The following is a 20,968-nucleotide window of genomic DNA, read 5'->3' on the forward strand; positions in this document are numbered from 1 at the left end:
CTTAACAGTCAGACGTTGATGTTAATTGAAGCTATGTATTAGCCGCCATCTCTTGTTGGATAATAGGTTAGAAAGATAATCAGACAACCCATAACAAGCGAGTCTGATAATTACCAGAGTCGCTTGTTATTACATGATAAATACTGGCAGATAGAATTCCTGGCGTGAATAAATCACGGAAAACAAACAATAGTCGCTTATGAAATCAGTGCTTCCAATCGCGCCATAATAGTTTCAGCCGTAATAGTATCCATGCTTTTTTGTTCGGAAATCACCGCAATCTGGTTTTTCCCGTAGCCACCAATTAACCCAGGGTCAGTTGGGCCGAACAGGGTAATATTGGGGCGATCCAACGCTGCGGTTAGGTGGCTGAGGCCGGTATCAACGGAAACGACGGCTTTTGCACCCGCCAGAACCTCTGCCACCTGCTGGAGGCTGAGTTTAGGCAAGACCTCAACATGCGGAAAATGCTCCGCTAATCGTAACGCGCGTTGATACTCATGTTCCGCCCCCCATGGTAACTTGATTTTTAAACCGGTGGGTGCAACCAGCTCGATCAATTGCAGCCAATGGCTTTCAGGCCAGTGCTTGCTGTCTCTGGTTGTTGCGTGCAGAAAAACCAAATACTGACCAGCATCGCTGGGTAATTGGCTTAAAAAGCGCTGCGCGATAGCATAATCGCCATAGCTGTCAGGTTTGTCATAGCCAAGGCTTTTGGCAAACAGTTGGCGTATGCGCTCAACAGCATGTTGTTTAGTCTCAATCTCATGACGGCAGTTATAAAACCAACTGGCAAAGGGTTCGCGGGCACTTTTGCAATCTGGGCCATGTCTAACCCCTTTGGCGATACGAGTAATCAGTGCGGCACTTTTAATTAGCCCCTGAGCATCAATCACCACATCATAACGGCGCTGCTGCACAACACGTTTAAAATCACAGCGTTCCTGCCGGGTATCACTACCAAACCAATTCTTACGCCAACGGCGGATAGCAACCGGAATCACTCGATCCACCGCCGGGTGCCAACTGGGTATTTGGCTGAACCCTTCCTCTACCACCCAATCAAAGCGAATATCTGGCATAGCATTCATTGCATCGGTCAGTGCGGGCAACGTGTGTAAAACGTCGCCCATTGAAGAGGTTTTAACGATCAAGACATGCATTAATCGGCCTCACTGACAGTGCTTTGGCGAGCCGATAATTGTTTCTCAAGGGCCGCCATCACTTGTTCTGGCTGGATATCAATCAAACTCTGATGATAGCCCTGCGCGCTATCGCCTTTGCGCACTTTGTGATAGCCGGTAATGAGGCGAATGACCGTGGCTTTATCAGACAGTGGTGGGGTGAAGTCCGGGCTGCTTGGGCCATATAAGGCCACTAATGGCTTATTTAATGCAGCAGCAACATGCATTAAACCGGAGTCATTACTGACTACCGCACTACAGGCTGCAATCAATACCACCGCTTGCTCCAGCGAGGTTTGCCCTGCCAGATTGAGGCAGAATTCGCGGGAATTTTCGCCCAAAGTCTGGCGGATCTCTTCACCGGCTTCATTATCTTTAGCTGAGCCTAATAGGACGACTTGATAGCCAGTATCAATCAGTTTCTGGGCCAGAGTGGCATAGTGATAATGTGGCCAGCGTTTTGCCGGGCCAAACTCAGCGCCTGGGCAGAAACCCACGATTGGCCGGTTATCTGTCAAATTGAATGACGCAGTAATCTCGGCAATTTCTTCATCCCGAACCTGCAATTGCGGCCATAGCAAAGGTTGCGGTAAATCGTCGGCTGAATGGATTTTTTCTTTATCATAGGCCAGTGCGACATAGCGCTGAACCATCATAGGGAAGGCTTGTTTATCCAAGATACGCATATCATTGAGCAAGAAGTAGCGCATTTCGCCACGCCAGCCAATGCGTTGCTTAATCCCTGAAAAATAAGGTATTAGGGCGGATTTAAATGAGTTTGGCAGCACATAGGCACGGTCATAGCCGGTTTCACGTAAGGCTAAACCCAAGCGACGACGTTCATCAAAAGCAAAAGCCCCATGGCCTAAGGGCATGGGGATTGCATGACGCACTTCTGGCATTCTGGCCAAAAGCGGACGGCACCATGCGGGTGCCATCACATCAATATCTGCTGCCGGATATTCGGCCTTCAGGGTACGGTAAAGACTTTGCGACATCATCATATCGCCAACCCAAGAAGGGCCGATGACCAGTATTTTCATACCGTTTATCAATTCCTTGCAGCAAGTAATTTAGACTGAGCGATTGAGCCAGGCCAGGTATTCGTTGACGCCTTCAGCGACGGTTTTGAACGGTTTGTCGTAACCCGCAGCACGCAACTTGGTGAGGTCAGCTTGGGTGTATGCCTGATAACGACCTTTCAGTTTTTCAGGGAATTCAATGTATTCCACAGGTCCACTGTGGTGGAAGTCTACTACCGCATCGGCAACCGCCTGGAAAGATTCTGCGCGACCGGTACCACAGTTGAAAATGCCGGAGACATTGTTTTGCCAGAACCACAGGTTAACGTCAGCCACATCACCCACATAGATGAAATCGCGTTTGAAGTTTTCACTGCCGGAGAAGAGTTTAGGATTCTCACCCGCATTGATCTGGTTATTCAGGTGGAAGGCAACGCTTGCCATGCTGCCTTTGTGCCCTTCGCGTGGGCCATAAACGTTGAAATAACGGAAACCACAAATTTGCGAATCAGCTTGCGGCAGAATCTCGCGCACATACTGATCAAACAAGAATTTGGAATAACCATAAACGTTAAGTGGTTGTTCGTACTGACGATCTTCGATGAAATTATCGGTACGCCCACCGTAAGTGGCAGCAGAAGAGGCATATAAGAACGGAATGCCGCGATCCAGACAGAAGTGCAGGATATCTTTAGAGTATTGATAGTTGTTATCCATCATGTACTTGCCATCCCACTCGGTGGTGGAAGAACAGGCACCCTCATGGAAAATAGCATCAATATCACCCATGTCATCACCGGCAACGATACTGGCGACAAAATCTTCTTTATCCATGTAATCAGCGATATCCAGATCAACCAAATTGACGAATTTAGTGCCGTCTTTCAGGTTATCAACAACCAGAATATCTTTATAACCGATATTATTCAGTGCCTTAACGATATTGCTGCCAATGAAACCGGCGCCGCCAGTGACGATAATCATCAGGTTCACCCTTGCTAATCTTCTTGGTCGGGCACAATGCCCCACACTCTAGTTGGCGTTATCATAACATTTCATAGGATAGCGCACAGCCGCAAGGGGCTTAATCTCACGGTTTCTATGTGCTTTAGGATTGTTCACCGTGATATGTACTGCATTTTTTATAATATAAGACAAGGTTCCTCGTCAGTTCACTCACTAATCAGTAAAATGTACTGTGAAATTGCCCATCTTGGAGATAACTGAATGTCCCAGCCATTTAATCGACACCCTTTTTATCAGCAATTAGAACAACAACTCATAACTACCCGTGCTGAAGGGTTGTATAAAAACGAGCGAATTATCACCACCGCCCAGCAAGCAGACATTGCTGTAGCTGATGGAAGCCGTGTTATTAATTTCTGTGCCAATAATTATTTGGGCCTGGCCAACCACCCAAGGCTTATCGCAGCCGCTAAGCAAGGCATGGATACTCATGGTTTTGGTATGGCGTCGGTTCGTTTTATTTGTGGTACGCAAGACACACATAAAGAGCTAGAGCAGAAGCTGGCCAGTTTCCTCGGTATGGAAGATGCCATTCTTTACTCTTCTTGTTTTGATGCTAACGGCGGTTTGTTTGAAACCCTGCTGGGGCCAGAAGATGCCATTATTTCTGATGCGCTGAATCATGCTTCAATCATTGATGGTGTACGGTTATGTAAAGCCAAGCGCTACCGTTATGCCAATAACGATATGAGCGAACTGGAAGTCCAACTCAAACAAGCCAAAGCAGATGGTGCGCGTCATATTATGATTGCCACTGACGGTGTGTTCTCCATGGATGGTGTCATTGCCAACCTGAAAGGTGTTTGTGATTTGGCGGATGAGTATCAGGCATTAGTGATGGTCGATGACTCCCATGCTGTGGGCTTTGTGGGGGCTAATGGTCGTGGTACTCATGAATACTGCGAAGTAATGGATCGCGTTGATATTATCACCGGTACTTTGGGTAAAGCACTGGGTGGGGCGTCAGGCGGTTATACCGCTGGCCGCAAAGAAGTGGTTGAGTGGTTGCGTCAGCGTTCACGGCCTTACTTGTTCTCAAACTCATTAGCTCCAGCAATAGTAGCGGCTTCTATTGAAGTGTTATCGCTATTGGAAGACGGCGCTGAACTGCGTGATCGCTTATGGTCGAATGCGCGTTTATTCCGCGAGAAAATGAGTGCCGCCGGATTCACATTGGCTGGCGCTGATCATGCCATCATTCCTGTCATGCTCGGTGATGCGGCACTTGCGCAAAAATTTGCCAATGCCTTGCTGAAAGAAGGTATTTACGTCACCGGCTTCTTCTATCCGGTGGTGCCAAAAGGTCAGGCTCGTATTCGTACCCAAATGTCGGCTGATCATACGACAGAGCAAGTCGAGCGGGCTATTGAAGCCTTTGTGCGTATTGGCAAACAACTTAACGTTATTGCGTAAGGAATGTTCATGAAAGCATTATCTAAACTGAAGGCCGAAGAAGGTATCTGGATGACCGATGTGCCGCCACCAGAGCTGGGGCACAACGATATCATGATCAAAATTCGCAAAACCGCTATCTGTGGTACCGATGTGCATATTTATAATTGGGATGAATGGTCGCAAAAAACGATCCCCGTCCCAATGGTGGTTGGCCACGAATATGTTGGTGAAGTTGTCGCCATTGGTCAGGAAGTGAAAGGCTTTAATATTGGTGATCGGGTGTCTGGCGAGGGTCATATTACCTGCGGTCATTGCCGTAATTGCCGTGGCGGTCGTACTCATTTGTGCCGTAATACCGTGGGGGTTGGGGTTAACCGGCCGGGTTCTTTTGCTGAGTATCTGGTCATTCCTGCCTTCAATGCGTTCAAAATTCCAGACAATATTTCTGATGAGCTAGCCGCTATTTTTGACCCCTTCGGCAATGCGGTGCATACCGCGTTATCCTTTGATTTAGTGGGTGAAGATGTACTGGTTTCCGGTGCTGGCCCGATTGGTATCATGGCTGCTGCCGTGTGTAAGCATGTTGGCGCTCGCCATGTCGTAATCACTGATGTGAATGAATATCGCCTGGATCTGGCGCGTAAAATGGGTGTAACCCGTGCCGTTAACGTTAGTAAAGAGAATCTGACGGATGTGATGGCTGAACTGGGCATGACTGAAGGGTTTGATGTCGGTCTGGAAATGTCAGGTGCGCCACCGGCGTTCCGTTCATTACTTAACTCAATGAATCATGGTGGGCGTATCGCAATGCTGGGGATACCTCCCTCTGATATGTCTATCGACTGGAATCAGGTGATCTTCAAAGGGCTGTTTATCAAAGGGATATATGGCCGTGAAATGTTTGAAACCTGGTACAAAATGGCAGCACTAATTCAATCTGGCTTGGATTTAACCCCGATTATCACTCATCGTTTCTCTATCGATGAGTTCCAGCAAGGGTTTGATGCGATGCGTTCGGGTAAGTCGGGTAAAGTGATTTTAAGCTGGGACTAAAATATTCCCTTCGGCCTTGAAGTTGCAGGGGTGTTGGCTGCGCACACTAACCCGAATCACTTACTTATGTAAGCTCATCGGGATGAGTTTGCTGGCCGCCTACCTGCACCTTCAATGACTTTGGGAACGCCCTTCGGCCTTGAAGTTGCAGGGGTGTTGGCTGCGCACGTTACTCGGCCCATCCATGGGCCTCGCCTCTGCGAGGCCGCTGCAAGCAGCGTTCAAATCTGCTCCCGACAGATTTGTTACCCGAATCACTTACTTGTAGTTGACCTTACATGAATAAGCTCATCGGGATGAGTTTGCTGGCCGCCTACCTGCACCTTCAATGACTTTGGGAACGTCCTTCGGCCTTGAAGTTGCAGGATTGAGAGCGGGGCAGTCAGGTGATGATTGCCCCGTTTTATTAAGGCTTATCTGCTTTTGGTTTATCAACCGGAATAACTGGCGCTGCTGGTGGGAAATATTGCTGCCAATGCTTTTGGACAAATATCATTGCAGGGCTTTGCATCAAGCTCTCACCGATGATGCTAAACATCCTGTCTGCGTAGATTTTCTCCGCTACATAGCCCTCTTTCGCTTTGCATTGCTTGATAGCTTTCAGGCGCTCGCCTTGGGTTGAGCCAGGTAGTTTGGTTTTACCCGACAACATGCCGCCACTGTTATTTTGCGTATTGTTTTGTACCGGCTCATTAAGAAGTGCACTTGGCCGGACTAATACGATATCAGCAGGTAACTGAGGCAACATTTGTTGCAGCACTTTAATGGTGGCCGGATGGGGGTGCCCGATAGCAATAGCCGAACCATTACGACGAGCCAGTTCTACCGCACGGTTAAACTGTTGGCGGATCGCCGCTTCATTTTGTGAGTCATCCAAAAAGACTTTGCGCTTAATGACCTTAACCTGAGTCCCCTCTGCGGCACGGCTCGCCTGGCTATTACCGATGGTCACGCTATCGAGGAAATAGAGCTGATAGTGGTCCAGCTCCTGCATCACTTTCTGCATGCCGGAGAAACTGGAAGTCATCGCGCTGCCCATATGGTTATTCATGCCCTTGGCATAGGGGACATTATTCACCGCCTGGCGCATGATGCGCTGAATTTCTTCGCTGCTCATTGATGGCTGTAATGTATCGCGCTCCAGCGGTTGTTTACTTAGGGGAGCCATCGGCAAATGAATCAGTATTTCGCGCCCTTGATTATGGGCTTTGACGGCCATTTCTCTGGCATAAGGTGCATTCGGCAGGATAGCCACCGAAATAGGCAATGGCATCTGTAAAATCTTGTTTTCGTTCTGGGGGCGATAACCAAAGTCATCAATCACAATAGAAAGTTTGCCCGCCTGTGCGGCGTTAGCGATGAGTAGGGTGCTTACGATGATAAATCGACGTGTGTTGAAATAGTGCAATACAAGTTCCCTAAGGTTGTTCGCTATCGTCCTAACCAAGGTTGTGGGTTAACAGCTTGTCCCTGACGGCGGATTTCGAAATAGAGTGATGGCTCACCCTGGCCGCCACTGGTACCAACAAGGGCGATCGGTTGGCCAGCTTTCACCTGAGCACCCACATTGACTAGTGCACTCTGATTGTAGCCATACAAACTCATATCCCCTCTACCATGTTCGATAACCACAACCAAACCATAGCCTTGCAGCCAGTCAGCCAATAAGACGCGGCCATCGGCGATCGCTTTTACTTCACTGCCTTCTGGTGCGGAAATAACCATGCCTTTCCAGCGTAGTTCACCTTGTAAGGCTTCACCGAAACGATGAGTTACATTACCACGGACCGGCCAGACAGCTTGCCCATCCGGGCGACCAAGGCCGCCAGTGCGTGCCATTAATGAGCGCTCACTTTCACTTGGTTTGTAGCTAGAACCGGTTTTCTTGGCTTGTTGTTCTTTAACTTTTATCTGTTCGCGTACCCGAGCGGCTTCTTTGGCCTCTCGTTCGGCGCGAGCTTTCGCTTCTCGTTCTGCTTTGGCTATTTGATCACGCAAGCGGGTTTCGTTTAGTTTTAACTCAGCCAGGCCTTGCTGATCTTTTTCCAGTGAAGCTTCCAGCGAGGTCAGGGTTTTCTTGCGTGCGGTACGTGCTTGTTCCAGTTTTTGCTGCTGAGTTTTCTGCTCATTCAACACGGTTTTTTGCTGATTTTGCTTTTGCTCCAGCGTTTTTTTCTCGGCAGAGAGATGGGTACGAGTCTGTTTCAGCTCTTCAATGGATTGCTGTCGGGCTTCATTGAGGTAACTGAAATAAGCCAGAATACGCTCACTACGCTGGCTCTCTTCGCCACTTAAAATAAGCTGTAAACCACTGTGTTGGCCCTGTTTAAAGGCAGCATCAAGTTGTTTAGACAGAATATTTTGTTGCTGGGATTGTTTACTCTCGAGTTTCTCAATCGAGGAGGTGAGACGGGAGATTTCTTGGTCCAACTCAGTCAGGGTACCTTGGGTGTCACGCAGGCTACGGCTGGCCTGAGCAATGGTATTTTCCTGTTGTTTCAACTGATCCAGCAATGAACTGCGTTGCTGTTTTTGTTGCTGAACACTTTTTTCTTTTTCGGCAATATCCTGCTGAATGGTCTTCAACTGGTCTTTGCTCTGTGCAGTTTTTGCTGTAGCGGGGGCATCTGCTGCCGTGCTGGATAATGGCAATAGCAATACGCCAGCGCAAAAAACGCTGGCGTACAGTGCTGACCACGGGCGACGCACCAACTGACCGGACAGCCGAGAAACTGTATCTCGGCTGGTGGTAATGGCATCTTCCGTAACCATTAATTTTGCAAATGACGCCTTTTCCTTCATAACGAAGGATTATTCCACGATGAACAGCGGCTTACCAGTCATCTCTTGCGGGATTTCCATTTCCATCAGTGACAGCATGGTTGGTGCGATATCTGAAAGTTTGCCACCTTCCACCGCTTTAACCCCTTTATTGCCGACATAAATCAGTGGCACAGGCAGGCTGGTATGGGCGGTATGGGCCTGACCGGTTGCCGGGTCGCGCATCTGCTCAGCGTTGCCGTGGTCGGCGGTGATAAGCAATTGGCCATCGACGGCTTTTACGGCAGCAACCACTTGTTCAATACAATTATCCAGTGTTTCTACTGCTTTCACCGCAGCATCGTAATCACCGGTATGACCAACCATATCACCGTTCGGATAGTTACAAATTATCACATCATATTTGCCACTGCCGATAGCGCCGACCAGTTTCTCCGTCAGTTCTGCTGAACTCATTTCCGGTTGCAGGTCATAAGTGGCCACTTTCGGTGAGTTGATCAGGATACGGTCTTCGCCTTTAAATGGTTCTTCAACGCCGCCGTTATAGAAGAAAGTGACGTGAGCATACTTTTCAGTTTCGGAAATACGTAACTGGGTTTTGTCATGCTTCATCAGCCACTCACCGAAGGTATTCTGTAGTGATGCTGGTGGGTAAGCGCAGGCTACTTTAATATCCGCTGCATATTCGGTCAGCATAACGAAATCGCCGAAATTAACTACTTTATCGCGTTTGAAACCGTCAAAATCGGCATTAACAAAGCTGCGGGTGATTTGACGGGCGCGGTCAGCGCGGAAGTTCATGAAGATCAGCGCGTCGCCATCGTTCATCGCCGCATCGGCTTCGCCAGCCGCCTGAATGACAGTTGGTCGGACAAATTCATCGTTTTCATCACGGGCATAGGCTGCTTGCAGACCTGCGACGGCGTTATCGACGGTGAATTCACCTTTTGCCTGAGTCAGCAAATCGTAAGCCAGTTGTACGCGATCCCAGCGGTTATCACGGTCCATCGCATAGTAACGACCAATAATAGAAGCGATGCGGCCTTTACCCAGCGCAGCAAATTTCTCAGTGAATCGTTTCAGTGAAGACTCAGCACTGCGCGGCGGAGTGTCACGTCCATCGAGGAATGCGTGCAGATAAATAGCCGTCGCACCGCGTTTGGCGGCCAGTTCAACCATCGCCAGAATGTGGTCTTCGTGGCTGTGTACACCACCGGCAGATAACAGACCCATAATGTGGACCGCTTTGCCTGCTTTAACCGCTTTATCAATCGCTGCTGTTAAGGTTGAGTTAGTGAAAAAGTCGCCGTCTTTGATCTCTTTGTCGAGACGGGTCAAGTCCTGATAAACAATGCGACCAGCTCCCAGGTTGACGTGGCCCACTTCAGAGTTACCCATTTGCCCATCTGGCAGGCCAACATCCAGACCGGACGCGGCAATTAAAGTATGAGGCTGTTGCTGCCATAAACGGTCCATCACCGGCGTTTTAGCATTCAGAATGGCATTATCCTGCTGTTCTTCGCGGTGACCGTAGCCATCAAGAATAGTCAGTACCAGTGGTTTTTTAGTGCTCGACATTGCATAACCTCTTTCTTATAAGTCCAAGTGTCAAATAGCAGCGAACATCCAACGATATGCGCGGCTATGTACACTCGGCTATTTACGTTAACGTATTTACACCGCCAGAACGAAGGCGGTAATTTACTACAAAACCGGTTAAAAATAGCCCAAAGAGATCAACATTGGCGTGGGGTTTTGCGTAATTGTCATCATTTAGACGACAAAAGTTTCCGAAATGGCTCGCAGTTTCTGCAATAGCACTTGCATATTGGCTGTATTTGCCGCAACGCGCAGGTATACTCTGTGACCTTGAATATTATCCCCTAACTAACGGGAGTTTTTACCCCCATGTTGCAAGAAATTATGCAATTCATTAGCCAGCATCCGGTTTTGAGTCTGGCCTGGGTGGCGTTGTTCGTCGCCGTAATTTTCACCAGCTTTAAAACCTCTCTCTCTAAAGTGAAAGAGATTACCCGTGGTGAAGCGACGCGTCTGATTAACAAAGAAGATGCGGTTGTGGTTGATATCCGCACACGTGATGATTATCGCAAAGGCCATATCGCCAGTTCTATTAATTTGCTGCCAAGCGACATTAAAAACGGTAATTTGGCTGAATTGGAAAAACACAAAGCACAGCCTATCATTGTGGTTTGTGCTACTGGGACAACCTCTCGTGCTTCGGCTGAACTGCTGAACAAAGCAGGCTTTGAACGCGTATTTACCTTGAAAGAAGGTATCTCCGGTTGGAGTGGCGAGAATCTACCACTGGCGCGCGGCAAGTAATCATATTGCCTGCGTTTTAGTGATATGAGTATTGAGCTGTACCCGTATTTGTTATAAAAATTCGCTATATCAATAAATTATAATGTTAACTGAGGTGTATCCATGGCGAAGATTGAGATTTATACCAAAGCAACCTGCCCGTTCTGCCATCGTGCCAAAGCACTGCTGAACCACAAAGGTGCTGCTTTCCATGAAATCGCAATTGATAGTGATCCGGCCAAACGCGAAGAGATGATTGCTCGGAGTGGGCGGACGACTGTGCCTCAGGTATTTATTGATGGGCAGCATATCGGTGGCTGTGATGATTTACACGCCCTGGATGCGCGCGGTGGGCTTGATCCGCTGCTTTAACTCGTCAGTGGGTCCCATTAATTTGATGGACAGAGCCCACGGCGGCAGTGCTATTTAATACAGACGTCTAACTTAGGGTATTTATACACATGTCCGAACAAAACAACACAGAGATGGCTTTCCAGATCCAGCGTATCTACACCAAAGATATCTCTTTCGAAGCACCAAATGCTCCGCAGGTTTTCCAGCAGGATTGGCAACCAGAAGTTAAACTTGATCTTGATACTGCTTCTAGTCAACTGGCTGAAGATGTGTATGAAGTGGTACTGCGAGTGACGGTAACCGCCTCTTTGGGTGAAGAAACTGCATTCCTGTGTGAAGTTCAGCAGGGTGGTATCTTCTCCATCGCGGGTATCGATGGTACCCAGTTGGCGCATTGCTTAGGTGCATACTGCCCGAACATTTTGTTCCCGTATGCTCGCGAATGCATCACCAGCCTGGTTTCTCGTGGTACTTTCCCACAGCTTAATTTGGCACCGGTTAACTTTGATGCCCTGTTCATGAACTATCTGCAACAGCAGGCTGACGGCGAAGGTGCTGAACAACGTCAGCCTGCCTGATGAACACCATCAATGCTTCAATGACTGTAATCGGTGCCGGATCTTACGGCACCGCATTAGCCATTACGCTGGCGCGTAATGGCCATCAAGTCGTGTTATGGGGTCATGACCCTAAGCATATTCAGGTTTTGCAACGTGATCGTTGTAACCAAGCTTTCCTACCCGATGTTCCTTTCCCAGATACCTTATTACTGGAAACCGATCTGGCACGTGCGCTGGCAGCCAGCCGTGATGTGTTAGTCGTGGTACCTAGCCATGTCTTCGGTGCGGTATTGCATCAGTTGAAACCACATTTACGCAAAGATGCACGTATCGTCTGGGCGACCAAAGGGCTTGAGGCCGAAACTGGCCGCTTGCTGGCGGATGTGGCGCGCGAAGTGTTGGGTGAAACTATCCCGCTGGCGGTGGTGTCTGGCCCAACCTTTGCTAAAGAGTTGGCAGCAGGGTTACCGACGGCAATTGCGCTGGCATCAACCGATGCGCAATTTAGCGAAGACCTGCAACAGTTATTGCACTGTGGCAAAAGCTTCCGGGTTTACAGTAATGCTGATTTTATCGGGGTGCAGCTTGGCGGTGCGGTGAAAAACGTAATTGCGATTGGTGCCGGGATGTCCGATGGCATTGGTTTTGGCGCGAATGCCCGTACTGCACTGATAACCCGAGGTTTGGCCGAAATGACGCGGCTGGGTTCTGCATTGGGTGCCGACCCTTCCACCTTTATGGGCATGGCAGGCTTGGGTGATTTGGTGCTAACCTGCACAGATAACCAATCTCGTAACCGTCGGTTTGGTATTATGCTGGGCCAAGGGTTAGGCGTACAAGAAGCGCAGGACAAGATTGGTCAGGTGGTTGAAGGTTACCGCAATACCAAAGAAGTTCTGGCATTAGCCCAGCGCCATGGTGTTGAAATGCCGATAACTGAACAGATCTATCAAGTGCTCTATTGTCACAAAAATGCCCGTGAAGCGGCATTGACCTTATTGGGGCGGACCAAAAAAGATGAGAAAAGCGGCATTTGATCGGTTACGCGGGTAAAATAATAACTACATACCTAAAGTCATTGGTGTTGCCGCTAACACTGCGGTGACTTCAACGAATATGGGTATAGTTGCCTTGGTCGTTCCCTTGGGCAATTTTTTATGGGCAGGAGTAGGTAATGTCGTCAGAAGAGTTAGAACTGGTCTGGAGTAGCATTAAATCAGAAGCAAGAGCACTGGCTGAGTGTGAACCCATGCTGGCGAGCTTTTTTCACGCGACATTATTGAAGCATGAGAATTTAGGCAGTGCCCTGAGTTATATTCTCGCGAATAAACTGGCTAATCCGATCATGCCTGCTATTGCCATCCGTGAGGTGGTTGAGGATGCTTATCGTGCAGATGCTCAGATGATAGTTTCGGCCGCGCGGGATATTCTGGCGGTGCGGCTGCGTGACCCGGCCGTTGATAAATACTCTACACCACTGCTGTATCTCAAAGGTTTCCACGCTTTACAGGCTTATCGTATCGGCCATTGGTTGTGGGCGCAGGATCGTAAAGCGTTAGCTATTTACCTTCAAAATCAAGTCTCTGTTGCTTTTGGGGTCGATATCCACCCTGCGGCTACCATTGGCTGCGGCATCATGTTGGACCACGCGACCGGTATTGTTATTGGCGAAACGGCAGTAGTTGAGAATGATGTATCGATCCTGCAATCGGTTACTTTAGGGGGGACTGGTAAAACCAGCGGCGATCGTCATCCGAAGATCCGTGAAGGTGTGATGATTGGGGCTGGGGCAAAAATTTTGGGGAATATCGAGGTCGGACGCGGGGCGAAAATTGGTGCCGGGTCCGTTGTATTGCAGGCGGTTCCCGCTCATACCACCGCAGCAGGGGTACCTGCTCGCATCGTTGGTAAACCCGAAAGTGACAAGCCGTCATTGGATATGGACCAGCATTTCAATGGGATTACCCATGGGTTTGAGTACGGCGACGGCATCTGATCCCCTTCGTCCTTGAAGCCGCAGGGGTGTTGGCTACGTTCGCTCACCCGAATCACTTACTTGTCGTTGACCTTAGATAAATAAGCTCATCGGGACTCATTCACTTGTCGCCTACCTGCAACTCCAATGCCTTTGGATAGACACCTTTTTATTGAGTTGCCAGCCGACCACCGACATTTTTTGGTCAAAAAAACTACTCTTTCAGTAACGCACCCGGATAACCTAATTGCCGCCAGGCTTCGTACACCACAACAGATACGGCATTTGACAGGTTCATGCTGCGGCTATCAGCTTGCATCGGAATCCTGATTTTCTGTTGAGCAGGTAACGCATCCAAAACACTGGCAGGTAAACCACGGGTTTCAGGGCCAAACAACAGATAATCATCAGCTTGATAGCTTACCGCACTGTGGGCTGGTGTCCCTTTGGTGGTTAGTGCAAATAATCGGGCAGGCTGCGCACTGTCGAGATTTTCACAATCTAAAAAGGCCTGATAATCATGGTGATGCTTAATACTGGCAAACTCATGATAATCAAGACCTGCACGGCGTAAGCGTTTGTCATCCCAGGTGAAACCTAAAGGTTTAATCAGATGGAGCTGGCAGCCGGTATTCGCACATAACCGGATGATATTACCGGTATTGGGCGGAATTTCAGGTTCAAATAAAACGATGTTAAGCATATGTCCCCCAATAATGAGGGGCGCAGGATATCAGAAACCTCCCCTCTGTGCAGCGGTTGCTAATGTCAGTAGCACGCACAATAATTTAAAAGCAAGCAGCGGAGAGTGTAAGCTGTGGCGGTTTTATATGCTGATTACCACAGTCACTACCAACGGGGTATTTACCATGATCCGGACGAAAGATTCATTCTGGTATGCGATCGTTAATCGGGATAAAACAGCCGATGGCCAGTTCGTTTATGCAGTGAAAACGACCGGTGTTTATTGTCGCCCCTCTTGCCCGTCCCGTCAGGCTAAAGCAGAGAATGTTGAATTCTTTGCCGATAATCATGCTGCTGAACAGGCTGGTTATCGGCCCTGTAAACGATGTCAGCCCACTGAATTACCACTGTCACAGCAGCATGCAGACAAAATCAGTCGGGCATGCCGCTTAATTGAGCAGGCCGAGACGCCACTTAAGCTTGATGAGCTAGCGGCGCAGGTGAATCTCAGTGCTTTTCATTTCCATCGTTTATTTAAAGCCATTACCGGGTTGACCCCTAAGGCATATGCCAGTGCAACGCGCAGTGCGCGTATTCGTGCACAATTAGCGGGGCAAGGCTCGGTAACTGACGCTATCTTTGAAGCCGGTTATAACTCTAATGGCCGATTTTATGAGCAATCGAATCAGTTGTTGGGGATGACACCGACTCGCTACCGCAGTGGTGGGCGTGATGTCAGGTTGCATTTTGCCGTCGGAGAAAGTTCTCTCGGTGCGATTCTGATGGCAAAAAGTGAGCTGGGTATTTGCGCCATCTTGCTGGGCGACTCCCCAGCGCTGTTGGTGCAGCAGCTACAGGATAAGTTTCCACAAGCAGAGTTAATTGGCGGCGATGCTGAGTTTGAGCAATGGTTCGCGCAGGTGGTGGGGTTGGTTGAGGCTCCTCAGCTCGGGCTAGATTTGCCACTGGATATTCAGGGCACCGCTTTTCAGCAGCGGGTGTGGCAGGCACTGCGGGAAATACCGGTAGGTGAGACCGCCAGTTATGCTGATATCGCCACCAGAATAGGTTCGCCCAAAGCGGTGCGTGCGGTAGCCGGTGCCTGTGCTGCCAATATGCTGGCGATTGCTATTCCTTGTCACCGGGTTATTCGCCAGGATGGCACGTTGTCAGGCTATCGTTGGGGTATTGAGCGCAAAAAGCAGTTGCTGGAAAAAGAGGGGCAGGGAGAAGAGGTCAGCAAACCGTGATAGCAGAATTCTGCCCGATCCCAGATGATCGGGCAGAGGTACGATAGATTAAGACTTAAGTGGATGCAGCGGCAACCACAGTATCAAGCGCAAGCCTCCTAATGGGCTATCTTCAGCCCGTACCCATCCGCGATGCTGATTGACGGCTGTTTCGACAATCGCCAATCCCAAACCCGTGCCACCCGATTCGCGATCCCGCGCTTCATCAGTGCGGTAGAACGGCCGGAATATTTGTTCACGGTCTTCCGGGCTAACGCCGGGGCCATCATCATCGACAGTGATAGTAATACCCTGATTATCAGAGCTGAATGCCACCGCAATGTGATGATGAGAGTAACGCAGTGCGTTACGCACGATATTCTCCAGCGCGCTATCAAGTGCTGCGGGATTGCCAAATAGAGTCCATGGCCCGGGAGGTGCGGTGACTTCCAGCGTTTTGCCCATTTGGTCCGCTTCAAACTGGGCATTTTCCAGCACGTCAGACCATAAATCATTCGCTTTAATGGGTTCGCGATGTAGCTCGTTTTTATGTTGGCTACGAGATAACACCAGTAAGTCATTGATCATGCTATCCAGTCGCTGTGCTTCCATTTCGATACGTTCCAGCTCTTTCCCCTCACCATGGCGGCGTCGCATCAACGCGGTCGCCAGTTGCAGGCGGGTAAGTGGTGTGCGCAACTCATGGGAGATATCAGAAATCAGCCGTTGTTGGGCCACAACCATTCTATCGAGCGCACTGATCATCTGATTAAAACTGGCACCGGTGGCCAAAAACTCTTGTGGGCCGGACTCCAGCTCAGGGTGCTGTTTCAGATTACCCCGCGCCACATCATCGGCGGCATTCTTCAACTTACGAGCCGGTTTTGCCAGACTCCAAGCCAACCATAACAGCAGTGGCGCACTGATAAGCATGGTGACAATCAATAGCAGCAGCGGGCGGTCAAACATTAAATTGATAAAATCAGATTGCGGGCTACTGGCCGGGCGCAGCAGATAGAGCTGATAGTTATCTTCACCATCACGGATAGAGAAGGGGCCGACCATCTCGACACGGCCATATTTCTTCTTTTTCGGCTGATCTGAGTTATCCGACTGGCCGATAAAATTACGGACAATTTGCATTTCGTGACGTTGAGCGCCAATGACACGGCCCTCAGTGGTGACTAACACGAGATGTTGGCCCGGTGGTGCCCATTTTTCGATGGCGCGATAAAGCCTGCGCCACCACATCAGGTCATTGGCGGGGTCACTGGCCAGTTCAGCTTCGATATGTTGCTCGAGCATTGTTCCCTGGCGCTGTTCACTGTCGAGCAAGGCAGTCAGTTGACGCGAGTCGAGCTTTGGCACCATCAATACCAGCATTAATACCAGCGCTAAGGTGAACCAGAAAATCGCAAAAATTCGCGCCGTTAAACTGTTAATCATGTTTCAGAGACCATCAGATACCCGCGCCCGCGCAGGGTTTTAAACCAAGGTAGCCCGTCTTTACGATCCGGCAACTTACGGCGTAGGTTTGAAATATGCATATCAATAGCACGGTCAAAAGGTGTTAACCGTTTCCCCAGCACTTCCTGGCTGAGATGCTCCCGCGAGACTACCTGACCGAGATGCTGAGCCAGCAGGTAGAGCAAGGTAAATTCAGTCCCGGTCAATTCCAGCGATTGGCCTTCAAAGGTAGCCTCTTGACGGCCTGGGTTCAATTGCAGGCAATCAACGTCCAGTGTTGGCGCACCTTGATCGACATTTTGCTGTTGTTCGCTCCAGTTCGAGCGGCGCAAAATGGCACGGATACGCGCTACAAGCTCACGATCATTAAACGGTTTTGCCAGATAATCATCAGCGCCCAGCTCAAGGCCAAGCACTCGATCCAATTCACTGCCACGAGCAGTCAGCATAATGACAGGGGTCTGGTGATGTTGACGTAATTCTTTCAAAGTTTCGATACCGTTTTTACGCGGCATCATAATATCTAGCAATAACAAGTCGATAGAGTTATCCAGCAGGTTTAACGCCTGTTCGCCATCATAGGCAACAACAACATTAAAGCCTTCCATTTCCAGTAATTCTTTCAACAGCGACGTCAATTCACGATCATCATCAACTAATAGGATTTTATGCATGGTTATTTCTCCTCTTGACGCAAAATACGTTAACAATTGCCGGTATTCCATGACTTTACTTAGCTTTACATGCACTGACCCCAGTTTTACATGCGCTGACGCTTGTTTGCAGCAGGAGCGATAGACTGCTTCACATTGAATCGCATAGCAGCAAATCGCTTAGCAGACAGAACCCAGGAGTTAATAATGCGCAAAGTAACTAAAGTAACAACGTTAATCATGGCGTCAATGTTAGTTCTAGGCTCTCAAGCCGCCTTCGCCGCCGATAAGGCCGGGGCCACTGATAGCTGGTGCCACGGTGATAGTGCGATGATGAACAAGAAAGAGGGTCGCGGTCACCATAACATGTTTGACGGCGTCAATCTGACAGAACAACAGCGTCAGCAAATGCGTGACCTGATGCGCCAGTCTCGCCAAGGCCAGCCACGCCTTGATATGGCGGACAGAGACGCAATGCACCAGCTGGTTACCGCCGATAAATTCGATGAAGCAGCGGTAAGAGCGCAGGCTGAGAAAATGTCCAAGGACCAGATTGAACGTCAGGTCGAAATGGCCAAAGTTCGTAACCAAATGTTTAACTTGCTCACTCCAGAGCAAAAAGCTGTCTTGAACCAAAAGCACCAGCAGCGCATTGAGAAAATGCAGCAGGCGCCAGCAGCACAACCCTCTTCTGCCCAGAAGTAAGTAGTACCCTGTAATACCCTGTTTTCCTTGCCATAGACACCATCCCTGTCTTTCGCCCTCCATGATGGAGGGCTTTTTTTATGCCATTTCCGTATACTCATAATTCTAAAATATCATTTAGGATAAGTTATGGATCCGCAATATGCGCGTTTGGTTAAAGCTGCCGCGCTCAGTGCGACAGGGCTGGCATCAACCTTACTGATTATTAAAATTTTTGCCTGGTGGCATACCGGTTCGGTAAGTTTGTTGGCGGCGTTGGTTGACTCTCTGGTGGATCTGGCCGCTTCTCTGACAAACCTTTTTGTGGTGCGTTACTCTCTGCAACCCGCCGATGAAGAGCACACTTTTGGTCATGGCAAGGCTGAGTCACTGGCCGCACTGGCACAAAGCATGTTTATTTCCGGCTCGGCGTTATTCCTGTTCCTGACGGGTTTTCAGCATTTGGCGTCACCGCAACCAGTGCAAGATCCAGGTATAGGTATCTGGGTCACCTTAATTGCATTATTCAGTACATTGATATTAGTCACTTTTCAGCGTTGGGTGATACGAAAAACTCACAGCCAGGCCATTCGCGCCGACATGTTGCACTATCAATCTGACGTCATGATGAATGGTGCTATTCTTATTGCATTGGTATTAAGTTGGTATGGTTTTCACTGGGCTGATGCGTTGTTTGCATTGGGTATTGGTGTTTATATTCTCTATAGTGCGTTACGTATGGGATATGAAGCGGTTCAAGCCTTGCTGGACAGGGCATTGCCTGATGACGAGCGCCAGCAGATTATTGATATTGTGATGTCATGGCCGGGCGTGATTGGTGCTCATGACCTGCGTACCCGCCAATCGGGGCCAACACGCTTTATTCAACTTCATCTTGAAATGGAAGATATGATGCCATTGATGGAAGCACATATCTTAGCTGAGGAAGTTGAACGCGCACTGTTGCACCGATTCCCCGGTGCCGATGTACTTATCCATCAAGATCCCTGCTCTGTGGTGCCGAAAGAGCGCCATGCGCATTGGGAGTTATAATTTCTTCATTAACGACAGGTAAACTGTGGTTACATTATGGTTCAGTGTTGAAGAAAATACCGCCAGATGGCATGACTTGAATCAATTCAGCTTGGTGTTTTTGCTATAATATCCGATATTAATCTCATAAAGCTGGTTTTCTGTACGGGTCTCTTGTGCAAGACAAAATTAGCAAATAAAGAATTTTAAAAATCGCATCTACAAGTTTAGAGGTAGTCATGGTCAAAAAAATCGGTGTACTAACAAGCGGCGGTGACGCGCCAGGTATGAACGCAGCCATTCGTGGGGTGGTTCGTGCCGCTTTGTCAGCAGGATTAGAAGTTTACGGTATTGAAGATGGCTACCTGGGCTTGTATGAAAATCGCATGAGAAAACTGGACCGCTATAGTGTGTCCGATATGATTAACCGTGGTGGTACCTTCCTGGGTTCTGCGCGTTTTCCTGAGTTCCGCCAGCCAGAAAAACGTAAAGTGGCCCTGAAGAACATGCAAGACCGTGGTATCGATGGCCTGGTGGTTATCGGTGGTGACGGTTCTTATGCCGGTGCAGACTTGCTGACCAAAGAGGGTGGTATCCACTGTGTAGGTTTACCGGGCACCATCGATAACGATGTGGCCGGTACTGACTATACCATCGGTTTCTTCACCGCACTGGGGACCGTGGTTGAAGCGATTGACCGTCTGCGTGATACCTCCTCTTCACACCAACGTATCTCTATCGTTGAAGTGATGGGTCGTTATTGTGGTGACCTGACTTTGGCGGCTGCCATTGCCGGTGGTTGTGAGTTTATTGCTATTCCTGAAGTTGAATTTAAACGTGATGATTTGGTTGATGAAATCAAAGCTGGCATCGCGAAAGGTAAAAAGCACGCTATCGTTGCTATTACTGAAAAACTGGATGATATCGACGAACTGGCTAAATATATCGAGAAAGAAACCGGCCGTGAAACCCGTGGCACCGTATTAGGCCACATTCAGCGCGGTGGTGCACCAGTAGCCTATGACCGCATTCTGGCTTCTCGTATGGGTGCTTATGCCGTCGACTTGTTGTTGGAAGAGCACGACTATACGCAAGGTGGTTTCTGCGTTGGTGTACAAAACGAGAAAATGGTGCATGAACTTATCTCTGTTTGTATCGCGCCAGAGAACAAGAAAAGTAAATTTAAAGAAGATTGGTACGACACAGCTAAAAAACTGTTCTAAAACAGTCTATTATCCAATATAAAAGCCTCCGCATGCCGGGGGCTTTTTGCATTTATGCCTGCTATTTCTCAGACCACCGGTGTGTCGATTACTTGATATTTATTGGTCGTGCTGCCTGTATATTTCGTATTGATATAATCAAAACTTTTTTATTCTTTAATTGCGCGGGAAGTTTCTGGCACGCTCAGTATCAGGTCAACCAATTTAGTTGATTACAATTTATACCCGTCATACTTCAAGCTGCGTGTGTGTTGGCTACACTCAATAACCCTAATCACTTACTTATGTAAGCTCATCGGGATTATCTCCCTTGCCGCCTTCCTG

At 48.8% G+C, this 20,968-nt stretch carries 20 protein-coding genes; 11 read left to right on the top strand and 9 right to left on the bottom strand.

Annotation, left to right across the window (positions count from 1 at the left end; translation table 11 throughout):
• Positions 1–197: 197 nt before the first annotated feature.
• From rfaC to rfaD, 3 genes are read right to left on the bottom strand one after another with little or no spacing between them, the layout of a single operon-like run.
• Positions 198–1,163 (bottom strand): lipopolysaccharide heptosyltransferase RfaC, encoded by a 966-nt coding sequence (gene rfaC, locus V2A85_RS12505; RefSeq protein WP_372560140.1) that lies wholly within the window; start codon positions 1,161–1,163, stop codon positions 198–200.
• Positions 1,163–2,227 carry an ADP-heptose--LPS heptosyltransferase RfaF gene (gene rfaF / locus V2A85_RS12510; protein ID WP_083161722.1) on the bottom strand — a complete coding sequence of 355 codons (1,065 nt, stop codon included), beginning with the start codon at positions 2,225–2,227 and terminating at the stop codon, positions 1,163–1,165. The genes rfaC and rfaF overlap by 1 nt, the downstream gene beginning before the upstream one ends.
• Positions 2,228–2,257: 30 nt before the next feature.
• Positions 2,258–3,190 carry an ADP-glyceromanno-heptose 6-epimerase gene (rfaD, locus tag V2A85_RS12515; RefSeq protein WP_083161724.1) on the bottom strand — a complete coding sequence of 311 codons (933 nt, stop codon included), beginning with the start codon at positions 3,188–3,190 and terminating at the stop codon, positions 2,258–2,260.
• Positions 3,191–3,433: 243 nt separating this feature from the next.
• Here rfaD and kbl point away from each other — a divergent pair, with 243 nt between their 5' ends.
• Both kbl and tdh read left to right on the top strand, forming a co-directional pair.
• Positions 3,434–4,645: a glycine C-acetyltransferase gene (gene kbl / locus V2A85_RS12520; RefSeq protein ID WP_083161726.1), complete on the top strand. Its 1,212-nt coding sequence runs from the start codon at positions 3,434–3,436 to the stop codon at positions 4,643–4,645.
• Between the two features lie 9 nt (positions 4,646–4,654).
• Entirely contained in the window at positions 4,655–5,680 is a 1,026-nt protein-coding gene (gene tdh, locus V2A85_RS12525) for an L-threonine 3-dehydrogenase (protein ID WP_420071554.1), read from the top strand.
• Positions 5,681–6,086: 406 nt separating this feature from the next.
• Here the strand turns inward: tdh and V2A85_RS12530 are convergent, their stop codons facing one another.
• The 3 genes from V2A85_RS12530 to gpmM are packed head-to-tail and all read right to left on the bottom strand — an operon-like array spanning position 6,087 to position 10,039.
• Entirely contained in the window at positions 6,087–7,088 is a 1,002-nt protein-coding gene (locus V2A85_RS12530; RefSeq protein ID WP_372560137.1) for a divergent polysaccharide deacetylase family protein, read from the bottom strand.
• 23 nt (positions 7,089–7,111) lie between these two features.
• A complete protein-coding gene (gene envC / locus V2A85_RS12535) occupies positions 7,112–8,482 on the bottom strand; it encodes a murein hydrolase activator EnvC (protein ID WP_420071555.1) in 1,371 nt (456 codons plus the stop codon).
• Positions 8,483–8,491: 9 nt separating this feature from the next.
• Positions 8,492–10,039 carry a 2,3-bisphosphoglycerate-independent phosphoglycerate mutase gene (gpmM, locus tag V2A85_RS12540; RefSeq protein WP_372560135.1) on the bottom strand — a complete coding sequence of 516 codons (1,548 nt, stop codon included), beginning with the start codon at positions 10,037–10,039 and terminating at the stop codon, positions 8,492–8,494.
• 330 nt (positions 10,040–10,369) lie between these two features.
• On the opposite strand from gpmM, the gene V2A85_RS12545 reads away from it, so the two are divergent.
• The 5 genes from V2A85_RS12545 (at position 10,370) to cysE (ending at position 13,693) form a co-directional block, all read left to right on the top strand.
• Entirely contained in the window at positions 10,370–10,804 is a 435-nt protein-coding gene (locus V2A85_RS12545; protein WP_005190598.1) for a rhodanese-like domain-containing protein, read from the top strand.
• A gap of 102 nt (positions 10,805–10,906) precedes the next feature.
• Positions 10,907–11,155, top strand: coding sequence for a glutaredoxin 3 (grxC, locus tag V2A85_RS12550; protein WP_083161740.1), 249 nt, complete (start codon positions 10,907–10,909; stop codon positions 11,153–11,155).
• An 89-nt stretch (positions 11,156–11,244) separates the two neighbouring features.
• Positions 11,245–11,715, top strand: coding sequence for a protein-export chaperone SecB (gene secB / locus V2A85_RS12555; RefSeq protein WP_420071556.1), 471 nt, complete (start codon positions 11,245–11,247; stop codon positions 11,713–11,715).
• Positions 11,715–12,734, top strand: a complete 1,020-nt coding sequence (gene gpsA, locus V2A85_RS12560; RefSeq protein ID WP_083161742.1) for an NAD(P)H-dependent glycerol-3-phosphate dehydrogenase — start codon at positions 11,715–11,717, stop codon at positions 12,732–12,734. The genes secB and gpsA overlap by 1 nt, the downstream gene beginning before the upstream one ends.
• Before the next feature lie 137 nt (positions 12,735–12,871).
• Positions 12,872–13,693 (top strand): serine O-acetyltransferase, encoded by an 822-nt coding sequence (cysE, locus tag V2A85_RS12565; protein ID WP_005190588.1) that lies wholly within the window; start codon positions 12,872–12,874, stop codon positions 13,691–13,693.
• 193 nt (positions 13,694–13,886) lie between these two features.
• Here the strand turns inward: cysE and trmL are convergent, their stop codons facing one another.
• The gene (gene trmL, locus V2A85_RS12570; RefSeq protein WP_420071557.1) at positions 13,887–14,375 is read right to left on the bottom strand and encodes a tRNA (uridine(34)/cytosine(34)/5-carboxymethylaminomethyluridine(34)-2'-O)-methyltransferase TrmL; all 489 of its coding nucleotides are present in this window, start codon (positions 14,373–14,375) and stop codon (positions 13,887–13,889) included.
• A 127-nt stretch (positions 14,376–14,502) separates the two neighbouring features.
• On the opposite strand from trmL, the gene ada reads away from it, so the two are divergent.
• On the top strand, positions 14,503–15,606 hold the full coding sequence (ada, locus tag V2A85_RS12575; protein ID WP_420071558.1) for a bifunctional DNA-binding transcriptional regulator/O6-methylguanine-DNA methyltransferase Ada: 1,104 nt from the start codon (positions 14,503–14,505) through the stop codon (positions 15,604–15,606).
• 48 nt (positions 15,607–15,654) lie between these two features.
• Here ada and cpxA read toward each other — a convergent pair whose 3' ends face one another.
• Positions 15,655–17,031 carry an envelope stress sensor histidine kinase CpxA gene (cpxA, locus tag V2A85_RS12580; RefSeq protein ID WP_420071559.1) on the bottom strand — a complete coding sequence of 459 codons (1,377 nt, stop codon included), beginning with the start codon at positions 17,029–17,031 and terminating at the stop codon, positions 15,655–15,657.
• On the bottom strand, positions 17,028–17,726 hold the full coding sequence (gene cpxR, locus V2A85_RS12585) for an envelope stress response regulator transcription factor CpxR (protein WP_005190576.1): 699 nt from the start codon (positions 17,724–17,726) through the stop codon (positions 17,028–17,030). Before cpxR ends, cpxA begins: the two co-directional genes overlap by 4 nt.
• Before the next feature lie 186 nt (positions 17,727–17,912).
• On the opposite strand from cpxR, the gene cpxP reads away from it, so the two are divergent.
• The 3 genes from cpxP (at position 17,913) to pfkA (ending at position 20,644) form a co-directional block, all read left to right on the top strand.
• Positions 17,913–18,410 carry a cell-envelope stress modulator CpxP gene (gene cpxP, locus V2A85_RS12590; protein WP_420071560.1) on the top strand — a complete coding sequence of 166 codons (498 nt, stop codon included), beginning with the start codon at positions 17,913–17,915 and terminating at the stop codon, positions 18,408–18,410.
• Between the two features lie 129 nt (positions 18,411–18,539).
• On the top strand, positions 18,540–19,442 hold the full coding sequence (gene fieF, locus V2A85_RS12595) for a CDF family cation-efflux transporter FieF (RefSeq protein ID WP_372560129.1): 903 nt from the start codon (positions 18,540–18,542) through the stop codon (positions 19,440–19,442).
• 218 nt (positions 19,443–19,660) lie between these two features.
• Positions 19,661–20,644, top strand: coding sequence for a 6-phosphofructokinase (gene pfkA / locus V2A85_RS12600; protein ID WP_372560128.1), 984 nt, complete (start codon positions 19,661–19,663; stop codon positions 20,642–20,644).
• The last annotated feature ends 324 nt before the right edge of the window (positions 20,645–20,968 follow it).

This window comes from Yersinia sp. 1252 StPb PI (genome assembly GCF_048593885.1).
GTDB lineage: Bacteria > Pseudomonadota > Gammaproteobacteria > Enterobacterales > Enterobacteriaceae > Yersinia > Yersinia enterocolitica_E.

Excerpts from the sequence above, each read along its gene's own strand:
- rfaC (WP_372560140.1), bottom strand. The coding sequence starts at position 1,163 with ATGCATGTCTTGATCGTTAAAACCTCTTCAATGGGCGACGTTTTACAC.
- rfaF (WP_083161722.1), bottom strand. The coding sequence starts at position 2,227 with ATGAAAATACTGGTCATCGGCCCTTCTTGGGTTGGCGATATGATGATG.
- rfaD (WP_083161724.1), bottom strand. The coding sequence starts at position 3,190 with ATGATTATCGTCACTGGCGGCGCCGGTTTCATTGGCAGCAATATCGTT.
- kbl (WP_083161726.1), top strand. The coding sequence starts at position 3,434 with ATGTCCCAGCCATTTAATCGACACCCTTTTTATCAGCAATTAGAACAA.
- tdh (WP_420071554.1), top strand. The coding sequence starts at position 4,655 with ATGAAAGCATTATCTAAACTGAAGGCCGAAGAAGGTATCTGGATGACC.
- envC (WP_420071555.1), bottom strand. The coding sequence starts at position 8,482 with ATGAAGGAAAAGGCGTCATTTGCAAAATTAATGGTTACGGAAGATGCC.
- gpmM (WP_372560135.1), bottom strand. The coding sequence starts at position 10,039 with ATGTCGAGCACTAAAAAACCACTGGTACTGACTATTCTTGATGGCTAC.
- V2A85_RS12545 (WP_005190598.1), top strand. The coding sequence starts at position 10,370 with ATGTTGCAAGAAATTATGCAATTCATTAGCCAGCATCCGGTTTTGAGT.
- grxC (WP_083161740.1), top strand. The coding sequence starts at position 10,907 with ATGGCGAAGATTGAGATTTATACCAAAGCAACCTGCCCGTTCTGCCAT.
- secB (WP_420071556.1), top strand. The coding sequence starts at position 11,245 with ATGTCCGAACAAAACAACACAGAGATGGCTTTCCAGATCCAGCGTATC.
- gpsA (WP_083161742.1), top strand. The coding sequence starts at position 11,715 with ATGAACACCATCAATGCTTCAATGACTGTAATCGGTGCCGGATCTTAC.
- cysE (WP_005190588.1), top strand. The coding sequence starts at position 12,872 with ATGTCGTCAGAAGAGTTAGAACTGGTCTGGAGTAGCATTAAATCAGAA.
- trmL (WP_420071557.1), bottom strand. The coding sequence starts at position 14,375 with ATGCTTAACATCGTTTTATTTGAACCTGAAATTCCGCCCAATACCGGT.
- ada (WP_420071558.1), top strand. The coding sequence starts at position 14,503 with ATGCTGATTACCACAGTCACTACCAACGGGGTATTTACCATGATCCGG.
- cpxA (WP_420071559.1), bottom strand. The coding sequence starts at position 17,031 with ATGATTAACAGTTTAACGGCGCGAATTTTTGCGATTTTCTGGTTCACC.
- cpxR (WP_005190576.1), bottom strand. The coding sequence starts at position 17,726 with ATGCATAAAATCCTATTAGTTGATGATGATCGTGAATTGACGTCGCTG.
- cpxP (WP_420071560.1), top strand. The coding sequence starts at position 17,913 with ATGCGCAAAGTAACTAAAGTAACAACGTTAATCATGGCGTCAATGTTA.
- fieF (WP_372560129.1), top strand. The coding sequence starts at position 18,540 with ATGGATCCGCAATATGCGCGTTTGGTTAAAGCTGCCGCGCTCAGTGCG.
- pfkA (WP_372560128.1), top strand. The coding sequence starts at position 19,661 with ATGGTCAAAAAAATCGGTGTACTAACAAGCGGCGGTGACGCGCCAGGT.